Consider the following 25,600-nt stretch of genomic DNA (forward strand, 5'->3'; position numbering starts at 1 on the left):
GAAACAAGGAGTCCGCATGACGCCACCCGACGAACTCGCCGCCTTCGGTTACCGCCAGGAACTCCGCCGGTCGCTGGGCGGGTTCTCCGCCTTCGCCGCCGGCTTTTCCTTCGTCTCCATCCTCACCACCGTCTTCCAGCTCTTCGGGTTCGGCTACACCTTCGGCGGCCCGCTCTTCTTCTGGACGTGGCCGGTCGTCCTGGCCGGCCAGCTGCTCGTCGCCCTGGTCTTCGCCGAACTCGCCGCCCGCTACCCGCTCGCCGGCTCCGTGTACCAGTGGGCGAAACAGCTGACCCGGGGCTTCCTCGGCTGGCTGGCCGGCTGGATGATGCTGCTCGGCTGCATCGTCGCCCTCGCGGCGGCCGCGATCGCGCTGCAGGTCGTGCTCCCGTCGGTGTGGGACGGCTTCCAGTTCGTCGGCGGCGACCCGTCGGTGACGTCGCCGTCCGGCGCGGCCAACGCCGTGCTGCTCGGCACTCTGCTGCTCGTCTTCACGACCGCGGTCAACGCCGGCGGGGTCCGGCTGATGGCGCGGATCAACGACGTCGGCGTCGCGGCCGAGCTGGTCGGGGTCGTCGTCCTCGTCGCCGGCCTGGCCCTGTTCGCCGTCCGCGGCCCGCAGGTGGTGCTGCACGACGCGCCCGGCACCAGCGCCGGGATCGGCGGTGTGCTCGCTTCGGCACTCATGGCGGCGTACGTCCTCTACGGTTTCGACACCGCCGCGTCGGTCGCGGAGGAGACGAAGGACGCACGCAAGGCGGCTCCGCGGGCGGTGCTGCGCGCCGTGCTCGTCTCCGGGATCGGCGGCCTCGCGGTGGTCGTCACCGCGCTGATGGCCGCGCCGAGCCTCACCGACGGGCAGCTCGCCGGCCACGGCCTGCCGTACGTGATCACCGCCGTCTTCGGCGACACCCTCGGCCGCGTCTTCCTCGCCGACGTCGCGATCGCCGTCGTCGTCTGCACCCTGACCATCCAGACCGGCACCGTCCGGCTGATCTACGCGATGGCCCGCGACGGCGCGCTCCCCGCGTCCGCCCGCCTCGCCGGGGTGAGCCCGCGCACCGGGACACCGGTCACCCCCGCGCTGCTCTCCGGCGGGCTGGCCATCGGGCTGCTGCTGCTCAACGTCGGCAACCCGACGTTGTTCAGCACGATCACCGGGACGTCGGTGGTCGTCGTGTACCTGGCCTACCTGCTGGTGACGGGCCCGCTGCTGGTGAAGCGGCTGCGCGGGCAGTTCCCGGCCGAGGCCGGCCGGTTCTCCCTGGGCCGCTGGGGCGTTCCGCTGAACGGCGCAGCCGTGCTGTACGGAATCGGCATGATCGTGAACATCGGCTGGCCCCGTGCGGAGATCTACGATCTCGCCGGTTCGGGCTCCCCCTGGATGCTCTTGTTCCCGATAGAGTTCGTCGGCGGCGCGCTGGTGATCGGCTGGCTCTGCTGGCTGCGGCTGCGCCCCGCTCCCGCCCTCGAACCCGCGACCTGAGAGAGGACGACCATGAGCACCACCGCGACGACCTACGGAGCGCGCGATCACGCCCGCGCCCAGGCCGGCACCGTGGTCGACACGATGCCGTCGATCCCGGCGAGCACCTGGCCCGCGCCGCCGGCCGAGGTCGCCCCCGAGGCGCTGACCTGGGCCGAAACCGTGGCCGGCGGCGGGTACACGCACAAGGTGCTGGCCCGGGGCACGCGGCTGCGGCTGACCGACGTCGACGGCGACGCCTGCGCGCACCTGCTGCTGTTCAACGCCGAGGGGCCGTGGGAGCGGCTGAACGTCGCCGACACGGTCAAGGTGCAGTGGAACGCCTACCTCGGCGAGTCGGTGGCGCTGCTGTCGGACCAGGCGCGGGTGCTGGCCACGATCATCGGCGACTCCAGCGGGCGTCACGACGCCCTCTGCGGGACGTCCACTGTGGACGGAAACACCGCACGCTACGGCGGCGGCGCCCCGGAGGGCCCCTCCCCCGCCGGACTGCCGCTGTTCACCCTGGCCGCGGCCAAGAACGGTCTGGGGCCCCGGGATCTGCCGCCGAGCCTGTCGTTCTTCCAGGGTGTCCGGGTCCAGCCGGAAGGCGAGCTGGAGTTCACCGGCTCCGTGGGCCCCGGCCACAGCGTCGACCTCCGGATCGAAATCCCGTCGATCGTCCTGCTCGCCAACGTCGCGCACCCGGTCGACCCGCGGCCCGACTACACCGTGAGCAGGCTCGAAGTCCTCGCCTGGCGCGACCGGCCGACCACACCGGACAGTCCGGAGTGGACACACTCGCCCGAAGCGCAGCGCGCCTTCGAGAACACCGCCGACTACCTGAGCGCCCGGGGGATCGCATGAGCACGGCCTACGAATCCCAGCTGGAAGTCAGCGTCGACGTTCCCGCGCGCGCACCCTATTCGACGGTGCTGCAGCAGGGCCAGGAGCTGGCGATCATCGACCTCGGCGGCAACCAGGCCGTCGACTTCCTCTGCTACGACGCGAACGACACGTCGAAGCGCTACAGCGCGGCCGCGACGATCGCCGCGCAGGGCAACATCTTCCTGACCACCGGCAGCGTCCTGCGCACCCAGGAGGGCGCGCCGCTGCTGACCGTCGTCGCCGATACCTGCGGGCGCCACGACACGCTCGGCGGCGCGTGCAGCAAGGAGTCCAACAGCCTCCGCTACGGCCAGCACACCCGCCACCAGCACGCCTGCGTCGAGAACTTCCTCATCGAGGGCGCCAAGTGGGGCCTGGGCAAGCGCGACCTGGTCAGCAACGTCAACTGGTACATGAACGTCCCGGTCGAGGAAGACGGCACGCTCGGCATCGTCGACGGCATCTCCGCGCCGGGCCTGGAGGTCCGGCTGCGCGCGGAGACCGACGTACTGGTCCTCGTGTCGAACTGCCCGCAGATCAACAACCCGTGCAACGGGTTCGACCCGACGCCGGTGCGGATGGTCGTCATCTCCCCGGGAGTCGGCGCGTGAGGCTGCTCGTCGCCAACCGCGGCGAGATCGCGGTCCGGATCCTGCGCAGCGCCAAGGAACTGGGTCTCCAGACCGTCGCGGTGTATTCCGACGCCGACCGCCTCGCCCCGCACGTGCGGCTCGCCGACCGGGCCGTGCGGCTCGGCCCGGCGCCCGCGGCGGAAAGCTACCTGCGTGCCGGCGCGATCATCCAAGCCGCTCTCGACACCAGCTGCGACGCGATCCACCCCGGCTACGGCTTCCTCTCGGAGGACGCGGCGTTCGCGCGCGCCTGCGAAGACGCCGGGATCGCGTTCGCCGGACCGGCACCCGAGCACCTGGAGGTGTTCGGCAGCAAGCACACCGCGCGCGAGGCCGCGATCGCGGCGGGCGTACCGCTGCTGGCCGGCACCGGCCTGTTGTCCGATGTGGACGAAGCACTCGCGCGTGCCAGGGAAATCGGTTACCCGGTGATGCTCAAGGCGACCGGCGGCGGGGGCGGGATCGGGATGCGCGCCTGCGCGTCGCCGGACGAGCTGCGCGCCGCCTGGGACACCGTGCGCAGCGTCGCGGCCAAGAGCTTCGCCAGCTCCGGCGTCTTCCTCGAACGCCTGGTGACCCGCGCGCGGCACGTCGAGGTCCAGGTGTTCGGCGACGGCTTCGGCGAGGTCCTCGCCCTGGGCACGCGCGACTGCTCGCTGCAGCGGCGCAACCAGAAGGTCGTCGAGGAGTGCCCGGCGCCGGACCTGCCCGACGAGGTCCGCAAGCACCTGGTCGAGTCCGCCATCGCGCTGTGCTCGTCGGTGCGGTACCGCTCGGCGGGCACCGTCGAGTACGTCTACGACCCCGAACGCGGCGAAGCGGCGTTCCTCGAGGTAAACACACGGCTGCAGGTCGAGCACCCGGTCACCGAGGCGGTGTACGGCGTCGACCTGGTCGCCTGGATGCTCCGGCTCGCCCAGGGCGACCGCGCGATGTTCCGCGCGATCCCGGTCGCGCGCGGGCACGCCGTCGAAGCCCGCGTGTACGCCGAGGACCCGGGCGCCGGGCACCGGCCGAGCGCGGGCCTCGTCACCCGGGTCACCCTGCCCGCGGACACGCGCGTCGACACCTGGGTCGAGCCGGGCGCGACCGTCACCACGCACTACGACCCGTTGCTGGCCAAGGTGATCTGCACCGGCACCGACCGCGCCGACGCGCTGGCGAACCTGCGGGAAGCGCTCGCCGCGACCCGGTTCGACGGCGTGCAGACCAACCTCGGGCAACTGCGGGCGGCGGCCGCCGAAGCGGCCTTCACCGCCGCGGCCCACGATACGTCCACTTTGGACCACGTCGAGGACGCGGAGCCGCGGATAGACGTCCTGCGCGGCGGCACGATGACGACCGTCCAGGACTGGCCGGGCCGCACCGGGTTCTGGGCCGTCGGGGTGCCGCCGAGCGGGCCGATGGACGACCTTTCGCTGCGGCTGGGCAACCTCGCGCTCGGCAACCCGGAGGGCGCACCCGGCCTGGAGTGCACTGTGGACGGTGTCGCGCTGCGGTTCTCGCACGCCACCGAGGTGTGCGTCACCGGCGCACCGACGACCGTGCTCGTCGACGGCACGCAAGTTCCCTTGTGGACGCCCGTCGAGGTGCCCGCGGGCGCGACCCTGGACGTCCGGGCGTGCACGGCCGGGCTGCGCAGCTACGTCCTGGTGCGCGGCGGCGTCGACGTCCCGGAGTTCCTCGGCAGCGCGGCGACGTTCACGCTGGGGAAGTTCGGCGGGCACGGCGGCCGCGCACTGGCCGCCGGGGACGTCCTGCGGCCCGGGCCAGCCCCGGCGGACCCGGTCGTCGGGCCGGTCGCTTCGGCCGATCGCCCGGCCTTCGCTGCTCACTGGACGATCGGCGCGCTCGAAGGCCCGCACGCGGCCCCGGAGTTCTTCACCCCGGACGACGTCGACACGTTCTACGCCACCGACTGGCAAGTGCACTTCAACTCGGCGCGCACCGGCGTCCGGCTGACCGGGCCGCGGCCGAAGTGGGCGCGGCCGGACGGCGGCGAGGCGGGCCTGCACCCGTCGAACATCCACGACACGCCGTACGCGATCGGCGCCGTCGACTACACCGGCGACCTGCCGATCCTGCTCGGCCCGGACGGGCCCAGCCTCGGCGGGTTCGTCTGCCCCGCGACGGTCGCCACCGGCGAGCGGTGGAAGCTCGGGCAGCTGCGGCCCGGCGACACCGTGCGGTTCGTGCCGATCGGCACCGACCACGCGGCGGCGCTGCGGACGCGGCCGACGTCGGCGGTCGAGCCGAGCCGGGCCGCCCGCGACGACGGCGGCGTCCTCGCGCGACTGTCCTCTTCGGATGAAGAGCCGTCGGTCACCTACCGCCGCAGCGGCGACGACAACCTGCTCGTCGAGTACGGCGAGATGAAGCTCGACCTCGCCCTGCGGATGCGGGTGCACGCGCTGGCCGAGCGGCTGGCCGCCGAAGGCGTCCCGGGGATCGTGGACCTGACGCCGGGCATCCGGTCGCTGCAGGTGCACGTCGACCCGGACGCGCTGCCGGTCGGCAAGGCGCTCGGGCTGGTGCGCGAGCTGGAGCGCGACCTGCCGCCGACGCACGACCTCGTGGTGCCGAGCCGCAGCGTCCGGCTGCCGCTGTCGTGGGACGACCCCGCGACGCGCGAGGCGATCGAGCGCTACATGACCGGCGTCCGCGACGACGCGCCGTGGTGCCCCTGGAACATCGAGTTCATCCGGCGCGTCAACGGACTGTCCAGTGTGGACGACGTGTACCGGACGGTGTTCGACGCGGAGTACCTGGTGCTCGGCCTCGGCGACGTCTACCTCGGCGCGCCGGTGGCGACGCCGCTGGACCCACGCCACCGCCTGGTGACGACGAAGTACAACCCCGCGCGGACCTGGACGGCGGAGAACTCCGTCGGCATCGGCGGCGCCTACCTGTGCATCTACGGCATGGAGGGCCCGGGCGGCTACCAGTTCGTCGGGCGGACCGTCCAGGTCTGGAACAGCTGGCGCGGCGGCGACCAGCCGTGGAACCTGCGGTTCTTCGACCGGATCTCCTGGTACCCGGTGTCGGCCGAGGAACTGCTGGACCTGCGGGCGCAGAGCACGTCCGGAACCCTGGAACTCGACACCACCGAGGGCACCTTCGCCCTGGCGGACTACCAGAAGTTCCTCGCGGACAACGCCGGCAGCATCGCCGGGTTCCGGGCGACGCAGGCGGCCGCGTTCGAGGCCGAACGCCAGGCGTGGGCGGCGGCGGGCGAGTTCGACCCGAAACCGGAGCCGGTCACCCGGCCGCCGGCGCGGGTCGAGGCGCCGCCGGGCGGGCACGTCGTCGAGGCGCCGTTCGCGGCGACGGTGTGGCGGGTCGACGTCTCCGCGGGCGAGCGCGTCGAGAACGCGCAGTCGCTGGTGACGCTGGAAGCGATGAAGACGGAGGCGCGGATCCCCGCGCCGGCGAGCGGTGAGGTGGTCGAAGTGCTCGTGTCCCCCGGTGACCAGGTGGCGCCCGGAACCCCGCTGGTGGTGCTCGGATGAGCCTTCTCGAACGCGTGCGGGCGGCCTACCGGCGCATCGAGCAGGTCGACCGGCCCGAGATCTGGATCGACCTGCGGCCCGAAGCCGACGTCCTGGCCGAGGCCGCGACCTTGTCGGGTAAGGGGTTGCCGCTGTACGGCAAGCTCGTGGCGGTCAAGGGCAACATCGACGTCGCGGGTTTGCCGACGACGGCGGCCTGCCCGGACTACTCGTACAAGCCGGAGGCGGACGCACCGGTGGTCGCGCGGCTGCGGGCGGCGGGCGCTTTGGTGCTCGGCACGACGAACCTCGACCAGTTCGCGACCGGCCTGGTCGGGACGCGCAGCCCGTACGGCGCGGTCCGGAACGCCGTCGACCCGGCGTACGTGTCCGGCGGCTCCAGCTCGGGCTCGGCGGTGGCGGTCGCCCTCGGCATCGTGGACCTGGCGCTGGGGACGGACACCGCCGGGTCGGGCCGGGTGCCCGCGGCGTTCAACGGGATCGTCGGGCTCAAGCCGACACCGGGGCTACTGCCGACTCTTGGCGTTGTGCCCGCGTGCGCGAGCATCGACTGCGTCTCGCTGTTCGCCCGGACGGTCGAGGAGGCCTCGTTCGCGCTGACCTGCCTGGCCGAGCCCGCGCAGGTCCACACGGGACGGTTCCGCCTCGGCGTGCCGTCCCCGGCTCAGCTGGGCCCGCTGGCCGACGGCTGGACGGAGGCCTTCGAAGCCGCGGTGTCGGACTACGCCGCGGCGGGCGCCGAAGTGACCACTGTGGACATCTCGGCGTTCCTGGAAGCGGCGCAGCTGCTGTACGGCGGGGCGTTCGTCGCCGAGCGGTACACCGCCGTCGGGGAGTTCATCGACGCCCACCCGGACTCCGTCGACCCGGTCGTGCGCTCGATCATCGCGTCGGCCCGGGACATCCGGGCGCACCGGCTGTTCGCCGACCAAGCGGTACTGGCGGGCCTGCGGGCGGAGGCGCTGGCCACGCTGGCCGGTGTCGACGCGCTGCTGGTCCCGACGACGACCGAGCACCCCACGATCGCCGAAGTCGCCGCGGACCCGGTGGCGGTCAACGCCCGGCTGGGCCGGTTCACCAACTCCACCAACCTGTTCGGGCTCTCGGCCTTGGCGGTCCCGGCGGGGTCGGTGGCCGGGCGCCCGTTCGGCGTGATGCTCCTCGGCGCCCCGCACGACGACCTGAAGCTGGCGGCCTTGGCGGGGTTGCGGCGTGAACGCATCCCGATCGTCGTGGTCGGCGCGCACCTGCGCGGCCAGCCGCTGAACCACGAGCTGACGTCCCGCGGCGGCCGGTTCGTGTCCGCGGTCTCGACGGCGGCTTCCTACCGGTTGTACGCGCTGGACACGGTGCCACCGAAGCCGGGCCTGGTGCGGGTCGCGTCCGGCGGCGTTGCGGTGGCCGCGGAGATCTGGGAGCTGCCGCCTCAGGGCTTCGGCGAGTTCGTCGCCGGAATCCCGGCACCCCTTGCCATCGGCAAGCTCGAACTGGCCGACGGGACATCGGTATCGGGCTTCCTCTGCGAACCGGCGGCCACGGAGGGAGCGGAGGACATCTCGGCGAAGGGTGGCTGGCTGGCCCACCTCGGCGTCCGGTAAATCGGTTGCGCCGCCGGTCGACACTGAAGTGGTGAAAGTTCTTTCGTGCGGCCATGTCGCTCCGGCCGCCGGGGCGCGCGTCTGCGCCCACCTCACCACCGACAACGGACCCGCGTGCTTCCGCGTGCTCACCGGGATCAAGACCCACTTCGACCTGCAGTGCCCGGACTGCGCCGATGCCGAGGCGCCGGAACTGCTCGACGCCTGCGTCGGCTGCTTCGACCGCGCCGAGGAACTGGCGCACCTCGGCTGGCGCGGCTCGCCCGAGGTCCTGCTGCGGGACCGGGAACTCGCCGGCGCCTGGACGACGCGTCCCTGCCCGATGACGCCGCTGAACGACCGGTGCCTCGTGCCGGTGCCGGGCGGCTGGCTCGCGCTCACCGAAGCGGGTTTCGTCCGGATCGACCACGAGGACCAGTGGCTCCTCGGGCCGGTCGTGCTGCCCGAGGAGCGTGACGTCGAGCGGAACGACGGGCCGGAGCGGCCTCGCGGCCCCGTACTGCACGCTTCGCGCGACGGGCGGTTCGCGGCGATCGTCTCGGACTACGGGCAGTACGGCACCGTCGTCGACCTGGCGGAGTGGGTCACCGTGCTCGGCCTCGACCGGGACTGGGACGACAACGAGTGGACCCGCTTCCCGTTCGCCTTCCTCGACGGGGACAGGTTCGTCGCGGCCACCGACTCGAACCGGCTCGACGTCTTCGAGGCGGCCACCGGCCGCCTGCTGACCGAGCGCCCGACCACCCGCGAGGACAACCCCGAGCACTACCTCGACTACTATTTCGGCGCCCTGCTGCCCAGCCCGTCCGGCCGTTCGCTGCTCACCGACGGCTGGGCCTGGCACCCGGTGGGCATCCCGCTGATCATCGACTGCGCGGCGTGGCTCGCGGGCGACCGGCACGCCCCCGAACACGGACGCCACCTCGCCGACCGCGGCGACACCTGGGACACCCCGATCGCCTGGCTGGGCGAGCACACCGTGGCCCTGCAAGGCATCGGTGAGCCGCTCCTCGACGGCATCGAGCTGCGCGAAGCCGCGACCGGACGCTGCACCGGGTCCTTCACCGGGCCCGCCGGGCGGATGTGGGCCCACGACGGCCTGCTGTACGTCGCCGCCGAAGCCGGGCTCGAGGTCTGGGACCCGGCCGAGGGCGCCCGTGCCGGCTTCGCTCCCGGGTTCCACCCCATCGCCCACCACGACGGCACCTTCGCCGAGCTGCGTAACGATCAGCTGAGAACTTGGACAACTCCCCGGTAACAAGCCTCATCCGTGGGCACCTCCCGGCCGATTCACCTCAGTGAACCCCCGGAGGCGGCCATGACCACGGCGACCAGATCCCCGCAGAACACCCTCGTCCACTCGTACCTGTTCCTCCGCCGCGCCATCGGGCTGATCGGCCTGGCCCTGCCGGTCGTCGTCATCCTCGGCAAGCAGTTCGTCCAGGGCGGCGACCTCATCGGCTCATTGAGCGGCTACTACTACACCGACCTGCGGGACGTCCTGGTCGGCGCGATGTGCGCGGTCGGGGTGTTCCTGCTCGCCTACTACGGCCACGACCGGATCGACAACATCGCCAGCACCGTCGCCGGCCTCGGCGCGATCGGGCTCGCGCTGTCCCCCACCACCCCCGACCACGACGTGACGGCGTGGGACCGGACCGCCGGCGTCCTGCACCTCGTCTTCGCGGCGGTGTTCTTCCTCTCCCTCGCCTACTTCTGCCTCCGCCTGTTCCCCCACGACGGCGAGCAGCCGGAGCGCTTCGGCGCGCTCTACCGCGTCTGCGGCGGCGTCATCCTCGCCTGCCTGGTGCTGATCGCCCTGGCCAAGTACCTCGGCATCGCGCCGTCGCTGCACCCGGCGCTGTGGCTGGAGGCCGTCGCCGTGGAGGCGTTCGGTGTCGCCTGGCTCGTGAAGGGACGGACGATGGAGCCCAGGAGTGTGCCGTAGCCCACTCGACCGGGCCACACCACTGGTTACCGACCGGTAACAAGGGCTATCGTGCGGTCAACAACGTCTACTTCATGGAGCATTCGTGGCCGCACCAGCAACGCCGCTCGCGCCGACCGCGCGAGGCGTGCGCAACGTCGCCTTCGTCGAGGGGGTCCGCACCCCCTTCGGCAAGGCCGGCGACAAGGGCATGTACGCCGGGACCCGCGCTGACGACCTGGTCGTCAACGCCATTCGCGAGCTGCTGCGGCGGCACCCCGAACTGCCGCCCGAGCGCGTCGACGAGGTGGCCATCGCCGCCACCACCCAGATCGGTGACCAGGGCCTGACCATCGGCCGCACCGCCGCGCTGCTGGCCGGGCTGCCGAAGTCGGTGCCCGGCTTCGCCATCGACCGCATGTGCGCCGGCGCCATGACGGCCGTCACCACCGCCGCGTCCGGCATCGGCTTCGGGGCCTACGACATCGCCATCGCCGGCGGCGTCGAGCACATGGGCCGCCACCCGATGGGCGAGGGCGTCGACCCGAACCCGCGGATCATCGCCGACAAGCTCGTCGACCCCACCGCGCTCGTCATGGGCCAGACCGCCGAGAACCTGCACGACCGCTTCCCCGCGATCACCAAGCAGCGCACCGACGCCTACGCCGCACGCAGCCAGGAGCGCTACGCCGAGGCCGTCAAGACCGGCAAGATCGGGCCCGAGCTGGTACCCGTCGCCACCCGGTCGAAGGAACTCGGCTGGGGCCTGGCCACCGAGGACGAGCCGCCGCGGCCGGGCACCACGGTCGAGCAGCTGGCAAACCTCAAGACGCCGTTCCGCCCCTTCGGCCGGATCACCGCGGGCAACGCCGCGGGCCTCAACGACGGCGCGACCGCATCGATCCTCGCCGACGAGGAAACCGCCCGCGAGCTGGGGCTGCCCGTCGCCATGCGGCTGGTCGGCTACTCCTTCGCCGGCGTCGAGCCGGAGGTCATGGGCATCGGCCCGGTGCCGGCCACCGAGAAGCTGTTCAAGCGCACCGGCCTGTCCATCGACGACATCGGCCTGTTCGAAATCAACGAGGCCTTCGCCGTGCAGGTGCTGGCCTTCCTCGATCACTTCGGCATCGACGACGAAGACCCCCGCGTGAACCAGTGGGGCGGCGCGATCGCGTGCGGCCACCCGCTGGCCTCGTCCGGCGTCCGGCTCATGACGCAGCTGGCCCGCCAGTTCGCCGAGCGGCCCGACGTGCGTTACGGCATGACGACGATGTGCATCGGGATCGGCATGGGCGGCACCGTGATCTGGGAGAACCCGGCGTTCGAGGGGGCGAAGTAAATGACTTTCACCGCTGAAGCAGCGAAGGCCGCGTTCCCGGACGAGGTCGTCACCGAGGCGAAGACCCGGCTGGTCAAGGTGCCCGGGCTCGCCAAGCCCGTCGCGCTGATCACGCTCGACAACGGCCACGACCACACCCGGCCGAACACCTTCGGCCCCCAAGGCCTGGTGAGCCTGAACGCCGCGCTGGACGAGGCGTTCGCCGCCGAGCCGGCCGCGATCGCCGTCACCGGCAAGCCGTTCATCTTCGCCGTCGGCGCCGACCTGTCGGGCGTCGAGTCCGTGAGCGACCCGGAGCTGGCGCGCGAGATCGCCCAGACCGGGCACGACGTGTTCCGCCGCCTCACCGAGTCGACGATCCCGACGTTCGGGTTCGTCAACGGCGCGGTCATGGGCGGGGGCCTGGAGCTGGCGCTGTCCTGCCACTACCGGACGCTGTCGGAGAACACCGCCGCCATCGCGTTCCCCGAGGTCTTCCTCGGCCTGTTCCCGGGCTGGGGCGGCACGCAGCTGCTGCCGAACCTGATCGGCGCGGACGCCGCCGTCACGGTGATCATCGAGAACGCCCTGGCGCAGAACAAGATGCTCTCCGTCAAGCAGACGGCCGAGCTCGGCATCGTCGACGCGGTCTTCGGCTCGGCCGACTACCTCGAGCAGTCGCTGCTGTGGCTGGCGAAGGTGGTCAACGGCGAGATCACCCCGGTCCGCCGCGAGATCGACCGCGGTTCGGGCTGGGACGCGGCCATCGCCCGTGCCAAGTCCATTGTGGATGGACGAACGCACGGCGCGTCACCGGGCGCCACCAAGGCCGTCGAACTGTTGGAACTGGCGCGCGAAAACGATCTGGACCGCGGGTACGCGGCCGAGACCGACGGCCTCGCCGAGCTGCTCATGTCCGACGTCCTGCGCGCCGGGCTGTACTCGTTCAACCTGGTGAACAAGCGCGCCAAGCGCCCGGCCGGCGCGCCGGACAAGTCACTGGCGCGCAAGGTGAACAAGGTCGGCATCGTCGGCGCCGGCCTGATGGCCAGCCAGCTCGCGCTGCTGTTCGTGCGGCGCCTGAAGGTGCCGGTCGTGCTCACCGACGTCGACCAGGAGCGGGTCGACAAGGGCGTCGGGTACGTCCACGCCGAGATCGACAAGCTCCTGGCCAAGAAGCGGCTGTCCCCGGACGGTGCGAACCGGCTCAAGGCGCTCGTCACCGGCTCGCTCGACAAGGCCGCGTTCTCCGACGCCGACTTCGTCATCGAAGCCGTCTTCGAGGAGCTGGGCGTCAAGCAGCAGGTGTTCGCCGAGCTGGAGCAGCACGTCAAGCCCGAGGCGATCCTGGCGACGAACACCTCGTCGCTGTCGATCACCGCGATGGCGTCGAAGCTGCAGCACCCCGAGCGGGTCGTCGGCTTCCACTTCTTCAACCCGGTGGCCGTGCTGCCGCTGCTGGAGATCGTCCGCGGCGAGCAGACCGACGACGCTTCCCTGGCGACGGCGTTCTCGGTCGGCAAGCAGCTGAAGAAGTCCAGCGTGCTGGTGAAGGACGCTTCGGCGTTCGTCGTCAACCGGCTGCTGCTGCGCTTCCTCGGCGAGGTGCTGGTCACCGTCGACGAGGGCACGCCGTTCGAGGTCGCCGACTCCGCGCTCGAGCCGCTGGGCCTGCCGATGACGCCGCTGACGCTGATGCAGCTCGTCGGCCCGGCCATCGCGCTGCACGTCGGCGAGACGCTGCACGAGTCCTTCCCGGACCGGTTCACCGTGTCCGAGAACCTCGCGAAGTTCGTCAAGGCGGGCAAGAAGGGCGTCTGGATCTGGGACGCCCAGGGCAAGCCCTCGGCCGACCCCGAGGTCGTCGAGCTCTGGACGCAGGGTGACAAGCCGTCCACCTCGGAGGAGGTGCGCGACCGGGCGCTGTCCGCCATCGCCGAGGAGATCCGGATCATGCTCGACGAGGGCGTGGTCGCCGAGGCGCAGGACATCGACCTGTGCCTGATCCTCGGCGCGGGCTGGCCGTTCTGGAACGGCGGCATCACGCCGTACCTGGACCGCTCCGGCGTCTCCGAGCGCGTGAACGGCAAGCCGTTCCTCGCCCCGGGCGTGGCTTCGGTCCCGGCTTCCTGACCAAGTTCGTGAAGGCCACCTTGAGGAACTTGTAGTTCCTGAAGGTGGCCTTCACGGCTTTCAGTACTCGCCCTCGCGAGGGCACTTCGGCGGCGGCGCAGTGAGTTTCAGCTGCGCCGCCGTCGTCTCGGAGTCGATCACCGTCACGCGTTCGGCGCCCCGGTAGCGGGCGTGCAGCTCCTGCGCCCACGCCTTCAGGTCGGTGCCGGGGACGGCGAGCAGGGACACCGACGGCGGCTCCAGGAACACCCGCCGGGCCTTCGGGTCGGCGCGAACGGACGGCACCGCGGCCCGCATGTCCTCTTCGGACAAAAAGGTCACGACGACCGCCGCGCACAGCGTGTGCCCGGCCAGCGGCGCGGGGTTCGTGTCCACCGGCAGGTCCGGCGGCCGGACGAGCGCGGCGATGAAGAACGCGAGCCCGATGCCTGCCGCCAGTGCCAGCGCGATCACCGGCAGCAGCACCCGGGTCAGGGGTTTCTCCGCCACACCGAAGATCACAGCACACGTTGGCCGCCGGGACACCGCCCGTTCACCCCGGCGGCTTAGCGTCCCGCCGTGACCACCGACAGACGCCGCTTCCTCAAGGGCGCCGGCCTCGCGGCCGCCGCCGCGAGCGTGCCCCTCCCGGCCCCCGACCTCGACTTCAGCGGCCGGTTCGACCGTTACCAGTGGCTCGTGGGCGACCACCACACGCACAGCCAGTACTCCTACGACGCGATGTACCGGATCGACGACATCGCGCGCGGCGGGCGGGCCCACGGCGCGGACTGGATCGTCTTCACCGACCACGGGCACGCCGAGCACGAGAAGGTGTCGGTCGAGCCCACCGAAGCCGACTTCCTCGCCGCCCGGCGGAAGTACCCGGACCTGCTGCTGTGGCACGGCATGGAGTGGAACGTCCCGGGTGCCGAGCACGCGACCGTGTTCTTCCAGGCCGGTTCGGAGCAGGCGGCCAAGCTGCGCGAGTTCGAGCGGGCCTTCGACTGGCGGCTGACGAACTCGGAGGCGTCGAACCCGGCGAACGAGGCCCTCGCGCTCCGGGCGTTGCGCTGGCTGGCCGCGGAGGAACAGGCGAAGCGGCTGCACGCGCCGGTCGTGCTGATCAACCACCCGCTGCGCAACGGCCGCGTCGCCCCGCACGAACTGCGGGCCTACCGCGACGCCGCGCCGGGCATCGTCATCGGCATGGAGGGCGCGCCCGGCGCGCAGGCGGACGGCTTCCCCAAGCCGCTCGGCAACGGCGGCGCGCGCGGCGGGTACGTCAACAACCCCGGCCCGAACTCGTGGCCGGGCTACCCGGCCGAGGCGTACCGGACGCACGGCGGCTGGGACTGGGCGACGGCGAAGGTCGGCGGGCTGTGGGACTCGCTGCTCGCCGAAGGCAAGCCGTGGTGGATCACCACGAACTCCGACTCGCACTACAACCGCGGCGACACGCTGGTCCGCCCGGACGTGCCGGGCGACTGGTACGACACGACCGGCAAGTTCCCCGACCCGATCGACTCCGGCGTCCCGCAGCTGGCCGCCCCGTACGCCGACTTCTACCCGGGAGAGTTCAGCCGGACGTACGTCGGCGTCACGCGGCGCAGCCTCGAAGGCGTCCTGGACGGCCTGCGGGCCGGGCGGATCTGGCTGACGCACGGCGGCCTGGTCCAGGAGCTCGAGGTCGGCGTGTCCGGCGGTGGTTCCTCGGTGACACTGGGCGGGCGCCTGCGGGTGCGGCGCGGATCGGACGTCACGGTCGTGGTGCGCGCGCGGCTCGCGTCGCGGCCGAACGGCGGCGGCTCGGTGCCGCGACTGGCGCGTCTCGACGTCGTCGCGGGGCCGGTGACCGGCCCGGCCGCCGACCGCGACGCGATGACCGCGCCGGGCACGCGGGTCGTGGAGTCGTTCGAGCCGCGCTGGGCGCCGGGGCGGCAGGTCGTGTTCCGGCACACCTTCCGGAACGTGCGTTCGCCGTTCTACGTGCGCGTCCGGGGCTCGAACGGCGATGCCGAGCCCACGCCGGACGTCATCGGGCAGGCGAACCCGTTCGAAGACTTGTGGATGTACGCGAACCCGGTTTTTGTGGACCTGTGCTGAATGGACTGTCCCGGCGGCTGCTCGTGCGGTCGATCATGGCCGGGTTGCGTTTCCTGCTGCGGCTGCCCGCGCCCGTGCTGCGCGTGATCGCGGGACGCCCGGTGGTGGTGGACGGCCGCCAGCCGGTTCTCACCGCTCAGGTGCTGATGCGGGTGTCGCGGTTCGCGCCGTTCGACGCGCCGCACCAGAACGGCAGCCTCGTCCGGGCCCGGGCCGAACTGAACCTGGCCGGTGCGCTCGCCGGCGCCGGGATCTGCCCCGGCGTCCGGACCCGGGACTTCTCGTGGCCCGGGCCGGGCGGGCCGTTGCCGCTGCGGCTGTACGAACCGGCGGGCGTCCCGGCGCCCGGCCCGGCGATCGTGTACTTCCACGGCGGTGGGTTCGTGCTCGGCAGCATCGACACGCACGAAGGTGCGTGCCGGCTGCTCGCCGAGGAAGCCGGGGTGCGGGTGGTGTCGATCGGCTACCGGCTCGCCCCGGAGCACCCGTTCCCGGCGGCGGCTTCGGACGCGGTCGCGGCGTTCTCGTACGTCTTTTCCCACGCGGCGGAGTTCGGCGCGGACCCGGCCCGGCTGGCGGTGGGCGGCGACAGCAGCGGCGGCAACCTGGCGGCGGCGGTCGCCCACGCGGCGGCCCGCGGCGAGCTGCCCCGGCCGGCGTTCAGCCTCCTGCTCACCCCGGCGACGGACGCGCTCGGCGGGTCGGCGTCGCACCGCCAGTTCGGCTCGGGCTTCCGCCTCGACCGGGATGAATGGGCGTGGTACCGCGACCAGTACGTCCGCGACCCGGCCCTGTACCGCGACCCCCGCGCCTCGGTCCTCTACGACGACGCCCTCGACGGCCTCCCGCCGACATTCGTGGCCACGTGCGGCTTCGACCTCCTCCGCGACGAAGGCGAGGCGTACGCGCGCCGGCTCGCGTCCGCCGGAGTCCCCCTGGTCCACCGACGCCACGAAGGCCAGCTCCACGGCTTCGCCAACCGCGTCGGCATCGACCCGGACGCCCGCGCGGCCATGCTCCACGCGGCCGGAGTCCTCCGCGCCGCCCTCGCCCTGTCCAGGTCGTGAGTGGTAATTAGGGTTCTAACCCTAATTACCACTCACGACAAGCCGCGGCAGACTGCCTACCGGACCGGGAGGTGGACCGTTACGCCGAGGCCGCCGCCCACGATCGGCTCGGCCGTCACCGTTCCGCCGTGCGCCGCCACCGCGGCCCGGACGATCGAGAGGCCGAGGCCGGCGCCGTGGCGGGCCGTGCGGGCCACGCCGGCCCGGCGGAACGGCTCGAACAGCTCCGGCACCACCGCCGGGTCGACCAGGCCGCCCGAGGAGCGGACGCGCAGCAGGGACCACCGCGGCCCCGGCTGCGTCACGACCTCCAGCCAGCCGCCGTCGACGTTGTGGCGGACCGCGTTCTCCAGCAGGTTCCCCGCGATCCGCTCCAGCAGCGCCGGGTCGCCGAACGCGGACGCCGGCGGCATATTGAACGACGCCCGGATGCCGCGTTGCCCGGCTTCGCGGTGGACCGCGCGCCACGCCCGGTCGACGAGGACCGCGAGATCCACCGGCTCGTGCACACCGAGCCCGGCGCCGTCGGTGCGGGCCAGCAGCAGGAGCGAGTTGACCAGCTGCCCGGCCCGCTCGGTCGCGTCCCGGACCACCCCGCCCATCCGGCGCAGCTCGGCTTCGTCGGCGTCGTCGTCGGCGAGGGTGACGTCGAGTTCGGTGCGGATCACCGACAACGGCGTCCGCAGCTCATGGCTCGCGTTCGCGACGAAGTGGCGTTGCGCGTCGAACGCGGACTGGAGCCGGTCGAGCATGTCGTCGAACGTGCTCGCCAGCTCGGCCAGCTCGTCGCGGGTGCGGAGCTGGCCGATCCGCTCCCCCAGCGACTCGACCGACAGCCGCCGCGCGGTGCCGGTGATCTCGCGCAGCGGCAGCAGGACGCGCGAGGTGAACGTCCAGGCGAGGATCGCCGCGGCCGCCACCACCAGCAGGAACGCGATCGAGCCGAACAGCAGCATCCGGTCGCGGGCGTGCACGCGCAGGTGCTCGGCGAGCGTCGAGGCGTCGACCGTGACGCCGTCGACGACCACCGTGCTGCCCGGCGGCATCCGCGGGACGGCCTCGAGCGAGTCCCGCACCAGCGTCCAGGCCAGCCAGAGCAACAGCAGGCTGACGGCGGCGACCAGCACGGTCGCCAGCAGCGTGATCCGGGCGCGAAGGGTGCGGGTGCCCGGCAGGTTCACGCGCGCGAAGCGCCGGGCTCCGGCACCCGGTACCCGGAACCGACGACGGTCTCGATGATCCCCGGCTCGCCGAGCTTCTTGCGCAGCGTCATCACGGTGACCCGGACGGTCGTGGTGAACGGGTCGGCGTTCTCGTCCCAGACGCGCTCCAGCAGCTCCTCGCTGCTGACCACGGACCCGGCGGCCTGCAGCAGCACCTCGAGGACGCCGAACTCCTTGCGCGTCAGCTCGACCGGCCCGCTCGCGCGCCGGACAGTGCGTTTGGCCGGGTCCAGTTCGACGTCCCCGGCGGTGAGCAGCGGCGGCGCGGCCGGAGTCGCCCGGCGGCCCAGCGCCCGCACCCGGGCGACCAGCTCGGGGAAGGCGAACGGCTTGGCGAGGTAGTCGTCGGCGCCGAGCGACAGCCCCTCGACGCGATCCGACACCGAGCCGCTCGCGGTGAGCATCAGCACCCGGGTCAGCTCCCCGGACGCGACGATCTCCCGGCACAGCTCGTCACCGGACATCCCGGGCAGGTCCCGGTCCAGCAGCACGACGTCGTACCGCGTGACGGCAGCCTTCTCGTGCCCGTCGTCCCCGGTGAGCGCGACGTCCACCGCCATGCCCTCGCGGCGCAGGCCACGGGCGATCGCGTCGGCCAGGGGTTCTTCGTCCTCGACTACCAAAACTCGCACCAGCCCACAATCCCATATTTTCCTGAGAGTGCCCTTTAAGGACCCGGTGCCACCCAACGCAGGGCGAACCACAGCCGCATCCGGGTCTCCGGGTCCGCCAGATCCACGCCCAACGCCCGCTCGGCCTGGGCGATCCGGTGCCGGACGCTGTTGCGGTGGACGCCCAGTTCCGCCGCCGTCGGTTCCCAGCCGCCGTGGTGGGCCAGCCAGGTTCGCAGCGTCAGCACGAGCGAACGGTCGCCGGCCTCGTCAAGCACCACCAGCGGTTCCAGGGCCTTCTCGGCGAACCCGCGGGAAGCGCCCGGGTCCAGCAGGGCGTCGAAGTCCAGTGGCCCGCCACCCGCGACGACCGGACGGCCCAGGGCGCGGGCCCGCGCCAGCAGCAGGTCCAGTTCCGCCCGCGCCGAAGCCGCCTGAGACGCGGGCACCGGCGCACCCACGACCGCCAGCCAGCCGTGCTCGCGCAGGTCCTCCAGCACCGGACGTGAGACAGCCCCGGCGACGGCGACGAAAGAAGGCCCGGGCAGCACCGAGACCAACGGCGTGTCGAGCCGGGCCCGCAGCCAGTCCGGGCGCTGGGCCACCTCGTCCGGGCCACGCCGGTAGGCCGTCCCGGCGACCAGCCGGACCACCTCCGACCCGAGCAGTGACCGGGCCACCTCCCCGGGCGACGTCCGACCGAGCAGCAGGCCGGTCGCCGCCGCGCCCAGTTCGGCCGCGTCCGAGCCCGCGCGGCCGACCAGGCCGAGCAGGGCCGCGCCGACGGCGAGGATCGCCCGGTCGGCGCCGTCGAGCCGCCGGGACCGGCCGACGACCACCAGGTGCGAGGCGGTGGCCTGCGGGTACACCGGCTGGACGACGACGAACCCGTCGGCGAGCTCGGTGGTCGCGCTCCGGATCCCGCTGCCCGCCCGCACGGTCGCCATCAGGTCGCGCACCTCCGGGGGCAGCGGCGCGGGCGCGTCGTGCGCCGAGGCCAGCACGTCCCCGGCGCCGACCAGCGCGACCCAGGACCGCAGCACCGCCGCCAGCGACGACGTCAGCTCGCCGAGCCCGCCACCCGCGGCGCGCGTCAGCGTCTCGCGGGCCGCGGTGATCCGCCGCTGTTCCCGCTGGCCGGCCGCGGTCAGCGCGACGGAGACCGCCCGGTTGACCGCCAGGAACGGCGTGCGCGCCGGCACCACCAGCAGCGGCAGGCCGCGCCGCGCGCAGGCCCGGCGCAGGGGTTCCGGCAAGGTCTCGTGCACCGTCGGGGTGAGGCCGAAGCCCACTGCCGTCACGCCGGCATCGCGCAGGCCGCGCACGTACCGGTCGATGTCCTCCGGCAGGTTGACGCCCGCGGTGAGGATCAGCTCGCCGCCCACCAGGTAGGGCGCGGGGTCCTGCAGCTCGCTGACGTGGGCCCAGCGCACCGGGGTGTCCAGCGCGCCCGGGCGCAGCGTCTCGGGGACGACGTGGAGCGCGAGCTCCCGGTTGCCGACGACCGCCCGTAACGGGACATTCACTTCGGTGGACAGTGGATCCAGGGTCGAGGTCATTTCATCCCTGCCGAGTCGACTTGGGGACGAATCATCCCATGCCGAGGAGGTGGCAGGCGAACCTACGGTGACCGAAACCGACGTGAGGAGGACACCGTGACCGGCGACTACGCGGTGATCGCGCTGTACATCGCGGGCATGCTCGGGGTCGGCTGGTACGGCCTCCGGCTCGCGAAAACGAAGTCCGACTACCTCGTCGCCGGGCGGCGGCTGGGCTGGTTCATGTACTCCGGCACGATGTCGGCCGTCGTCCTCGGCGGTGCGTCCACGGTCGGCGGCGTGAAGCTCGGCTACACCTACGGCATCTCCGGCATGTGGCTGGTCGTCAGCATCGGGGTCGGCATCCTTGTGCTGCACGCCCTGTTCGCGCGGCGGCTGGTGCGGCTGAAGGTCTACACCGTCGGCGAGATGCTCGACCTGCGCTACGGCGGCCGCACCAGCGCGGTGTCCGGCGTCGTCATGTGGGGCTACACCCTGATGCTCACGGTGACCTCGACGCTCGCCTTCGCGACCATCTTCAAGGTCCTGTTCGACCTGCCGAACTGGGCCGGGATCGTGATCGGCGGCTCGATCGTGGTGCTCTACTCGGTGCTCGGCGGCATGTGGTCGATCACGCTCACCGACATCGCCCAGTTCGTCATCAAGACCATCGGCATCCTGGCCATCCTGCTGCCGGTGGCGATCAGCTCGGCCGGCGGCTTCTCCGGCATGAGCGAAAAGCTCGACGCGAGCTTCTTCAGCTTCACCTCGATCGGCACCGACACGATCATCACGTACTTCGTGATCTACACCTTCGGCCTGCTGATCGGCCAGGACATCTGGCAGCGGGTGTTCACCGCCCGCACGCCCGCGATCGCGACGTCCGGCGGCATCACCTCCGGTGTCTACTGCCTGGTCTACGGTCTGGCCGGGGCCCTGATCGGCACCGCGGCGCACGCGCTCTACCCGGACATCGCCAGCGCGCAGGACGCCTTCGCGACGATCGTCGAGCGGCTGCTGCCGACCGGCGTCCGCGGCCTGGTGCTGGCCGCCGCGCTCTCGGCGATGATGTCGACGGCGAGCGGCGCGCTCATCGCCTGCTCCACCACGACGACGTCGGACCTGCTGACCAAGCTGGGCCTGAAGAAGGGCGGCGAACTCCGCCGCAACCGGATCGCCACGCTCGTGCTCGGCCTCCTGGCCATCGGCATCGCGATGATCGTCGACGACGTGGTCAACGCCCTCACCATCGCCTACGACATCCTGGTCGGCGGCCTGCTCGTCGCGATCGTCGGCGCGCTGTTCTGGCGGCGCGGCACGCGGCAGGGCGCGTACGCGTCGATGGTGGCCGGCACCCTCTCGGTGATCGCCTTCATGATCATCGACGGCGTCGACGCCAACACCCCGATCTACTGGGGCCTCGGCGCGAGCCTGGTGGTGTACCTGGCCGTCAGCTTCGCCACGCCCCGCACGTCCGACGCGATCCTCTCCGTCTGGACCCACCGCCTCACCGGCGCCGACCCGGCACTTTCACGTGAAAGTGCCCCGGAGCCCGCACCTCCAGGGCACTTTCACGTGAAAGTGCCGCTTTCCGAGAATCAGGAGTGACAGAGTGCCTAACCTCGGACCTCTCGACTCGTCGCGCGTCCCCCGGTTCGCCGGTTTCGCGACCTTCGCGCGGCTGCCGCGGATCGACCAGGTCGAGCGCGCCGACGTCGCCGTCGTCGGGGTGCCCTTCGACTCGGGCGTGTCCTACCGGCCCGGCGCGCGTTTCGGCCCGGCGGCCGTCCGCGAGGCGAGCCGCCTGCTGCGGCCGTACCACCCGGAGCTGGACGTCTCACCGTTCGCGGAAAAACAGGTCGTCGACGCCGGGGACATCGCGGTCAACCCGTTCAACATCGGCGAGGCGATCGAGACGCTGCAGCAAGAAGCCGAAGCGCTGCAGGCGGACGGGACGCGGCTGGTGACCGTCGGCGGCGACCACACCATCGCGCTGCCGCTGCTGCGGGCCGCGGCGAAGCGGCACGGACCCGTGGCCCTGCTGCACTTCGACGCGCACCTCGACACCTGGGACACCTACTTCGGCGAGCCCTACACCCACGGCACCCCGTTCCGGCGGGCGTCGGAGGAAGGGATCCTCGACACGAGCGCGCTGTCGCACGTCGGCACGCGCGGGCCGCTCTACGGCAAGCGGGACCTCGAAGAGGACCGCCGCCTCGGCTTCGGCATCGTCACCTCGGGCGACGTCATGCGCCGCGGCGTCGCCGAGACCGTCGACGCGCTGCGCCAGCGCATCGGCGACCGGCCGCTGTACGTCTCGGTCGACATCGACGTGCTCGACCCGGCCCACGCGCCCGGTACCGGCACGCCCGAGGCGGGCGGGCTGACCAGCCGCGAGCTGCTGGAGATCCTGCGCGGGCTGCGCGACCTGAACCTGGTCGGCGCGGACGTCGTCGAGCTCGCGCCGGCCTACGACCACGCCGAGATCACCGCCATCGCGGCCTCCCACGTCGCCTACGACCTGGTGAGCCTGCTGAGCCTGGGGAAGGGCGCATGACGCGCATCGGCGGTGACGTCGTCGTCGAAACCCTGCGCGCGCTGGGCGCCGACACGGTCTTCGGCCTGCCGGGCCAGCACGCGCTGGGCCTGTTCGAGGCGCTGCGGCGGGCCGGCGACCTGCGCGTGATCAGCGGGCGCGTCGAGAACAACCTCGCCTTCGCCGCCGATGGGCACGCCCGCGCCCGGCTCGCCGCGAACCCCGACGGCCCGGTGCCGGTGACCCCGCTCGTCGTCTCGACCGGCCCTGGCGCGCTGCTGACGCTGGCGTCGCTGCAGGAGTCCCGCGCGGCGTCGGTGCCGGTGCTCGGGATCTCCAGCCAGGTCCCGGTCGCCGGCCTCGGCGGTGGACGGCACGGCTACCTGCACGAGCTGCCCGACCAGCAGGCGAGCTTCCGGGACGTGGTGAAGTCGGTGCACGTCGTGCGGCGGGCGAGCCAGATCCCGTCGGCGTTGCGGGAGGCGTGGACGTCGGCCGCGACCGCGCCCTACGGCCCGGTGTGGGTCGAGATCCCCCAGGATGTCCTGCTCGGCCCGGCCGGGATCCCGCCGATCACCTCGGCGTCAGCCACTCCCGCCCTGGTGGAACCCCTGCCGGAGCTGGTCACCGAGGCCGCCGACCTGCTGGGGGCGGCGTCCGGCCCGGTGATCCTCGCCGGCGGCGGAGCGCTGCGGTCGGGCGCGCACGCCGAACTGCTGGCCCTGGCCGAAGCCCTGCGGGCGCCGGTGATCTCGACGTTCGGCGGCAAGGGCGTGTTCCCCTGGGACCACGAGCTGTCCGGGCGGTCGTGGCTGGAGGACTGGCACACCACGGAGTTCCTCGCCGCCGCCGACGTCCTGCTCGTGCTCGGCTCCGGCCTCGGCGAGCTGTCCAGCAACTACCGCGAGTTCGCCCCGCGCGGCCGGGTGATCCAGGTCGAAGCCGACCTCGGGAAGCTGGAGTCGAACTACCCGGCGCTGGGCATCCACGCCGACGTGCGGCGCACGCTGCAGGCGCTGTTGGAGTGGGTGCCGATGCGGGCGTCCGACGGCCGGGCCGAGAAGGCGGTTTCGGGGCTGCTCGCGCGGGTGGAGTCGCGGCTGGACGGTCAGGACCTCGGCGTCGAGCGGAAGCTGATCGACGACATCCGCGCGGCGCTGCCCGACGGCACGCAGACGTTCTGGGACATGACGATCGCGGCGTACTGGGCGTGGTCGGCGTGGAACCCCGAGGGCGCGCCGATCCACACCGCGCAGGGCGCGGGCGGGCTGGGGTACGGGCTGCCGGGCGCGCTCGGCGGCGCGGCCACCGGTGGTCCGGCGCTCGCCGTGTCCGGGGACGGCGGCGCGATGTACGGCGTCGCGGAGCTGGCCACCGCGGTGCAGCACAGCCTCGACGTCACCTGGCTGATCATCGACGACGGCGGCTACGGCGTCCTGCGCGAATACCTCACCGACGCCTTCGGCCACACCACGGCCACGGAGCTGGCCCGGCCCGACTTCGTCGCGCTGGCCTCGTCCTTCGGCGTTCCCGCCCGCCTGTCCTCTTTGGACACCGTGGGCGCGGACCTCGCCGCGGCGCTGCGCACGCCCGGACCGTCCGTCGTCGTCCTCCCCGCGTTGCTGAAGCTGTTCGCGCCGACCCACCTGGAGCAGGCATGACCCGCACGCTCGACCTGACCGACCCGGCGACCGGCGAGGTGTTCGGCACCAGCCCCATCGCCACCCAGTCCGCTGTGGACACGGCGCTCGAATCGGCCGCGCAAGCGTTTGCGGTCTGGCGGCGCAGCACCCCGGCGCAGCGGCAGCTGGCGCTGCTGAAGATCGCCGACGCCCTCGAGGCCCGGGCTGCCGAGTTCGCCGAGCTCGAGGTGCGCGAGACCGGCAAGATCCGGTCCGTCGTGCTCGAAGAGGAGATCCCGGAGTGCGTGAGCGCCCTGCGGTTCTTCGCTGGAGCCGCTCGGCACCTTGAAGGCACCGCGGCCGGGGAGTACACGCCGGGCCACACGTCGGTGATCCGCCGCGAGCCGGTCGGCGTCTGCGCGCAGATCGCGCCGTGGAACTACCCGCTGATGATGGCGGTCTGGAAGATCGCGCCGGCCCTGGCGGCGGGCAACACGGTGGTGCTCAAGCCGGCCGAGACGACGCCGTCGACGGCCCTGCTGCTGGCCCGCGTCGCCGCGGAGTTCCTGCCCGCCGGGGCGTTCACCGTGCTGACCGGCGACCGCGACACCGGCCGCGCCCTGGTGCGCCACCCGGTGACCGCGCTGGTCTCGATCACCGGGTCGACACGCGCGGGCATCGACGTCGCCACGGTCGCGGCCGCCGACCTCAAGCGCACCCACCTGGAACTGGGCGGCAACGCACCGCTGCTGGTCTTCCCGGACGTCGACGTCGCATCGGCGGTCGAGGGCATCGTGGGCGCGGCGTTCTACAACGCCGGCCAGGACTGCACGGCGGGCAGCCGGGTGCTGGTCCACGAGTCGATCCACGACGACTTCGTCGCTTCGCTGGCGAAGTTCGCGGCTTTGCAGACGCCGGGCGTCGACTACGGGCCCTTGAACAGCGCGGCGCAGTTCTCCCGTGTCGAGGGCCTCATCTCGCGGTTGCCGTCACACGCCCGCGTCGAGACCGGTGGGTCGCGGTACGGCTCCCGGGGGTTCTTCTTCGCCCCCACGGTGGTTTCCGGGGTGCGGCAGGACGACGAGATCGTCCAGGAGGAGATCTTCGGGCCGGTGATCACCGTCCAGTCCTTTTCGGACGAGGCGCAGGCGGTTTCGCTGGCCAACGGTGTCCCGTACGGACTGGCGTCTTCGGTGTGGACGCGCGACCTCGGCGTCGCCGCGCGGGTGTCGGCCGAGCTGGACTTCGGCTGCGTGTGGGTCAACACGCACGGGCCGCTGGTCGCCGAGATGCCGCACGGCGGTTTCGGCCACTCCGGCCACGGCAAGGACCTCTCGGCGTACGCCTTCGCCGAGTACACCCGCGTCAAGCACGTGATGACGAAGTTCGCCTGAGCACCGCTCTCCCCAGAAGGCGTGACGCCCACCGACCCGTCTCGGGGGCGCCCC

At 72.4% G+C, this 25,600-nt stretch carries 19 protein-coding genes; 15 read left to right on the forward strand and 4 right to left on the reverse strand.

Annotation, left to right across the window (positions count from 1 at the left end; all coding sequences use genetic code 11):
- Window positions 1-16: 16 nt before the first annotated feature.
- From ACLJQF_RS20015 to ACLJQF_RS20055, 9 genes are all read left to right on the forward strand, one after another.
- Window positions 17-1,486 (forward strand): amino acid permease, encoded by a 1,470-nt coding sequence (locus ACLJQF_RS20015; RefSeq protein WP_410610620.1) that lies wholly within the window; start codon window positions 17-19, stop codon window positions 1,484-1,486.
- A gap of 12 nt (window positions 1,487-1,498) precedes the next feature.
- The gene (locus tag ACLJQF_RS20020) at window positions 1,499-2,332 is read left to right on the forward strand and encodes an urea amidolyase associated protein UAAP1 (protein WP_410610621.1); all 834 of its coding nucleotides are present in this window, start codon (window positions 1,499-1,501) and stop codon (window positions 2,330-2,332) included.
- Window positions 2,329-2,964 (forward strand): urea amidolyase associated protein UAAP2, encoded by a 636-nt coding sequence (locus ACLJQF_RS20025; RefSeq protein WP_285989903.1) that lies wholly within the window; start codon window positions 2,329-2,331, stop codon window positions 2,962-2,964. Before ACLJQF_RS20020 ends, ACLJQF_RS20025 begins: the two co-directional genes overlap by 4 nt.
- Window positions 2,961-6,494 carry an urea carboxylase gene (uca, locus tag ACLJQF_RS20030; protein ID WP_410610623.1) on the forward strand — a complete coding sequence of 1,178 codons (3,534 nt, stop codon included), beginning with the start codon at window positions 2,961-2,963 and terminating at the stop codon, window positions 6,492-6,494. The genes ACLJQF_RS20025 and uca overlap by 4 nt, the downstream gene beginning before the upstream one ends.
- Window positions 6,491-8,092, forward strand: coding sequence for an allophanate hydrolase (locus tag ACLJQF_RS20035; protein ID WP_410610625.1), 1,602 nt, complete (start codon window positions 6,491-6,493; stop codon window positions 8,090-8,092). The genes uca and ACLJQF_RS20035 overlap by 4 nt, the downstream gene beginning before the upstream one ends.
- 31 nt (window positions 8,093-8,123) lie before the next feature.
- Window positions 8,124-9,350 carry a hypothetical protein gene (locus tag ACLJQF_RS20040; protein ID WP_410610627.1) on the forward strand — a complete coding sequence of 409 codons (1,227 nt, stop codon included), beginning with the start codon at window positions 8,124-8,126 and terminating at the stop codon, window positions 9,348-9,350.
- Window positions 9,351-9,410: 60 nt separating this feature from the next.
- Complete coding sequence (locus ACLJQF_RS20045; protein WP_410610629.1) at window positions 9,411-10,040, forward strand: DUF998 domain-containing protein; 630 nt, start codon at window positions 9,411-9,413, stop codon at window positions 10,038-10,040.
- A 127-nt stretch (window positions 10,041-10,167) separates the two neighbouring features.
- Window positions 10,168-11,358 (forward strand): thiolase family protein, encoded by a 1,191-nt coding sequence (locus ACLJQF_RS20050; RefSeq protein WP_363998447.1) that lies wholly within the window; start codon window positions 10,168-10,170, stop codon window positions 11,356-11,358.
- On the forward strand, window positions 11,359-13,470 hold the full coding sequence (locus ACLJQF_RS20055; RefSeq protein ID WP_410610631.1) for a 3-hydroxyacyl-CoA dehydrogenase NAD-binding domain-containing protein: 2,112 nt from the start codon (window positions 11,359-11,361) through the stop codon (window positions 13,468-13,470).
- Window positions 13,471-13,530: 60 nt separating this feature from the next.
- Here the strand turns inward: ACLJQF_RS20055 and ACLJQF_RS20060 are convergent, their stop codons facing one another.
- Complete coding sequence (locus ACLJQF_RS20060; protein ID WP_410610632.1) at window positions 13,531-13,959, reverse strand: hypothetical protein; 429 nt, start codon at window positions 13,957-13,959, stop codon at window positions 13,531-13,533.
- 69 nt (window positions 13,960-14,028) lie between these two features.
- Between ACLJQF_RS20060 and ACLJQF_RS20065 the strand changes: the two genes are divergently transcribed.
- Window positions 14,029-15,555 carry a PHP domain-containing protein gene (locus ACLJQF_RS20065; protein WP_410610633.1) on the forward strand — a complete coding sequence of 509 codons (1,527 nt, stop codon included), beginning with the start codon at window positions 14,029-14,031 and terminating at the stop codon, window positions 15,553-15,555.
- A complete protein-coding gene (locus ACLJQF_RS20070) occupies window positions 15,549-16,622 on the forward strand; it encodes an alpha/beta hydrolase fold domain-containing protein (RefSeq protein WP_410610634.1) in 1,074 nt (357 codons plus the stop codon). The genes ACLJQF_RS20065 and ACLJQF_RS20070 overlap by 7 nt, the downstream gene beginning before the upstream one ends.
- 56 nt (window positions 16,623-16,678) lie before the next feature.
- Here ACLJQF_RS20070 and ACLJQF_RS20075 read toward each other — a convergent pair whose 3' ends face one another.
- From ACLJQF_RS20075 to ACLJQF_RS20085, 3 genes are read right to left on the reverse strand one after another with little or no spacing between them, the layout of a single operon-like run.
- A complete protein-coding gene (locus tag ACLJQF_RS20075) occupies window positions 16,679-17,803 on the reverse strand; it encodes a sensor histidine kinase (RefSeq protein ID WP_410610636.1) in 1,125 nt (374 codons plus the stop codon).
- Window positions 17,800-18,477 carry a response regulator transcription factor gene (locus tag ACLJQF_RS20080; RefSeq protein ID WP_410610637.1) on the reverse strand — a complete coding sequence of 226 codons (678 nt, stop codon included), beginning with the start codon at window positions 18,475-18,477 and terminating at the stop codon, window positions 17,800-17,802. The genes ACLJQF_RS20075 and ACLJQF_RS20080 overlap by 4 nt, the downstream gene beginning before the upstream one ends.
- Before the next feature lie 35 nt (window positions 18,478-18,512).
- A complete protein-coding gene (locus ACLJQF_RS20085) occupies window positions 18,513-20,015 on the reverse strand; it encodes a PucR family transcriptional regulator (protein ID WP_410610638.1) in 1,503 nt (500 codons plus the stop codon).
- Between the two features lie 96 nt (window positions 20,016-20,111).
- On the opposite strand from ACLJQF_RS20085, the gene ACLJQF_RS20090 reads away from it, so the two are divergent.
- Genes ACLJQF_RS20090 through ACLJQF_RS20105 form a run of 4 tightly spaced genes read left to right on the forward strand, consistent with a single transcriptional unit; the run spans window position 20,112 to window position 25,546 of the window.
- On the forward strand, window positions 20,112-21,602 hold the full coding sequence (locus tag ACLJQF_RS20090; protein WP_410610640.1) for a sodium:solute symporter: 1,491 nt from the start codon (window positions 20,112-20,114) through the stop codon (window positions 21,600-21,602).
- Between the two features lie 4 nt (window positions 21,603-21,606).
- Window positions 21,607-22,551, forward strand: coding sequence for an agmatinase (gene speB / locus ACLJQF_RS20095; RefSeq protein WP_410610641.1), 945 nt, complete (start codon window positions 21,607-21,609; stop codon window positions 22,549-22,551).
- Entirely contained in the window at window positions 22,548-24,191 is a 1,644-nt protein-coding gene (locus ACLJQF_RS20100) for a thiamine pyrophosphate-binding protein (protein WP_410610642.1), read from the forward strand. The genes speB and ACLJQF_RS20100 overlap by 4 nt, the downstream gene beginning before the upstream one ends.
- Window positions 24,188-25,546, forward strand: coding sequence for an aminobutyraldehyde dehydrogenase (locus tag ACLJQF_RS20105; RefSeq protein WP_410610644.1), 1,359 nt, complete (start codon window positions 24,188-24,190; stop codon window positions 25,544-25,546). The genes ACLJQF_RS20100 and ACLJQF_RS20105 overlap by 4 nt, the downstream gene beginning before the upstream one ends.
- Window positions 25,547-25,600 lie beyond the last annotated feature (54 nt).

Origin of the sequence: Amycolatopsis sp. lyj-109, from assembly GCF_046548995.1 — a bacterium.
Taxonomy (GTDB): domain Bacteria; phylum Actinomycetota; class Actinomycetes; order Mycobacteriales; family Pseudonocardiaceae; genus Amycolatopsis.

Coding starts and splice junctions, on each gene's coding strand:
- ACLJQF_RS20015 (WP_410610620.1), top strand. CDS start 17: ATGACGCCACCCGACGAACTCGCCGCCTTCGGTTACCGCCAGGAACTC.
- ACLJQF_RS20020 (WP_410610621.1), top strand. CDS start 1,499: ATGAGCACCACCGCGACGACCTACGGAGCGCGCGATCACGCCCGCGCC.
- ACLJQF_RS20025 (WP_285989903.1), top strand. CDS start 2,329: ATGAGCACGGCCTACGAATCCCAGCTGGAAGTCAGCGTCGACGTTCCC.
- ACLJQF_RS20035 (WP_410610625.1), top strand. CDS start 6,491: ATGAGCCTTCTCGAACGCGTGCGGGCGGCCTACCGGCGCATCGAGCAG.
- ACLJQF_RS20045 (WP_410610629.1), top strand. CDS start 9,411: ATGACCACGGCGACCAGATCCCCGCAGAACACCCTCGTCCACTCGTAC.
- ACLJQF_RS20055 (WP_410610631.1), top strand. CDS start 11,359: ATGACTTTCACCGCTGAAGCAGCGAAGGCCGCGTTCCCGGACGAGGTC.
- ACLJQF_RS20085 (WP_410610638.1), bottom strand. CDS start 20,015: ATGACCTCGACCCTGGATCCACTGTCCACCGAAGTGAATGTCCCGTTA.
- ACLJQF_RS20100 (WP_410610642.1), top strand. CDS start 22,548: ATGACGCGCATCGGCGGTGACGTCGTCGTCGAAACCCTGCGCGCGCTG.
- ACLJQF_RS20105 (WP_410610644.1), top strand. CDS start 24,188: ATGACCCGCACGCTCGACCTGACCGACCCGGCGACCGGCGAGGTGTTC.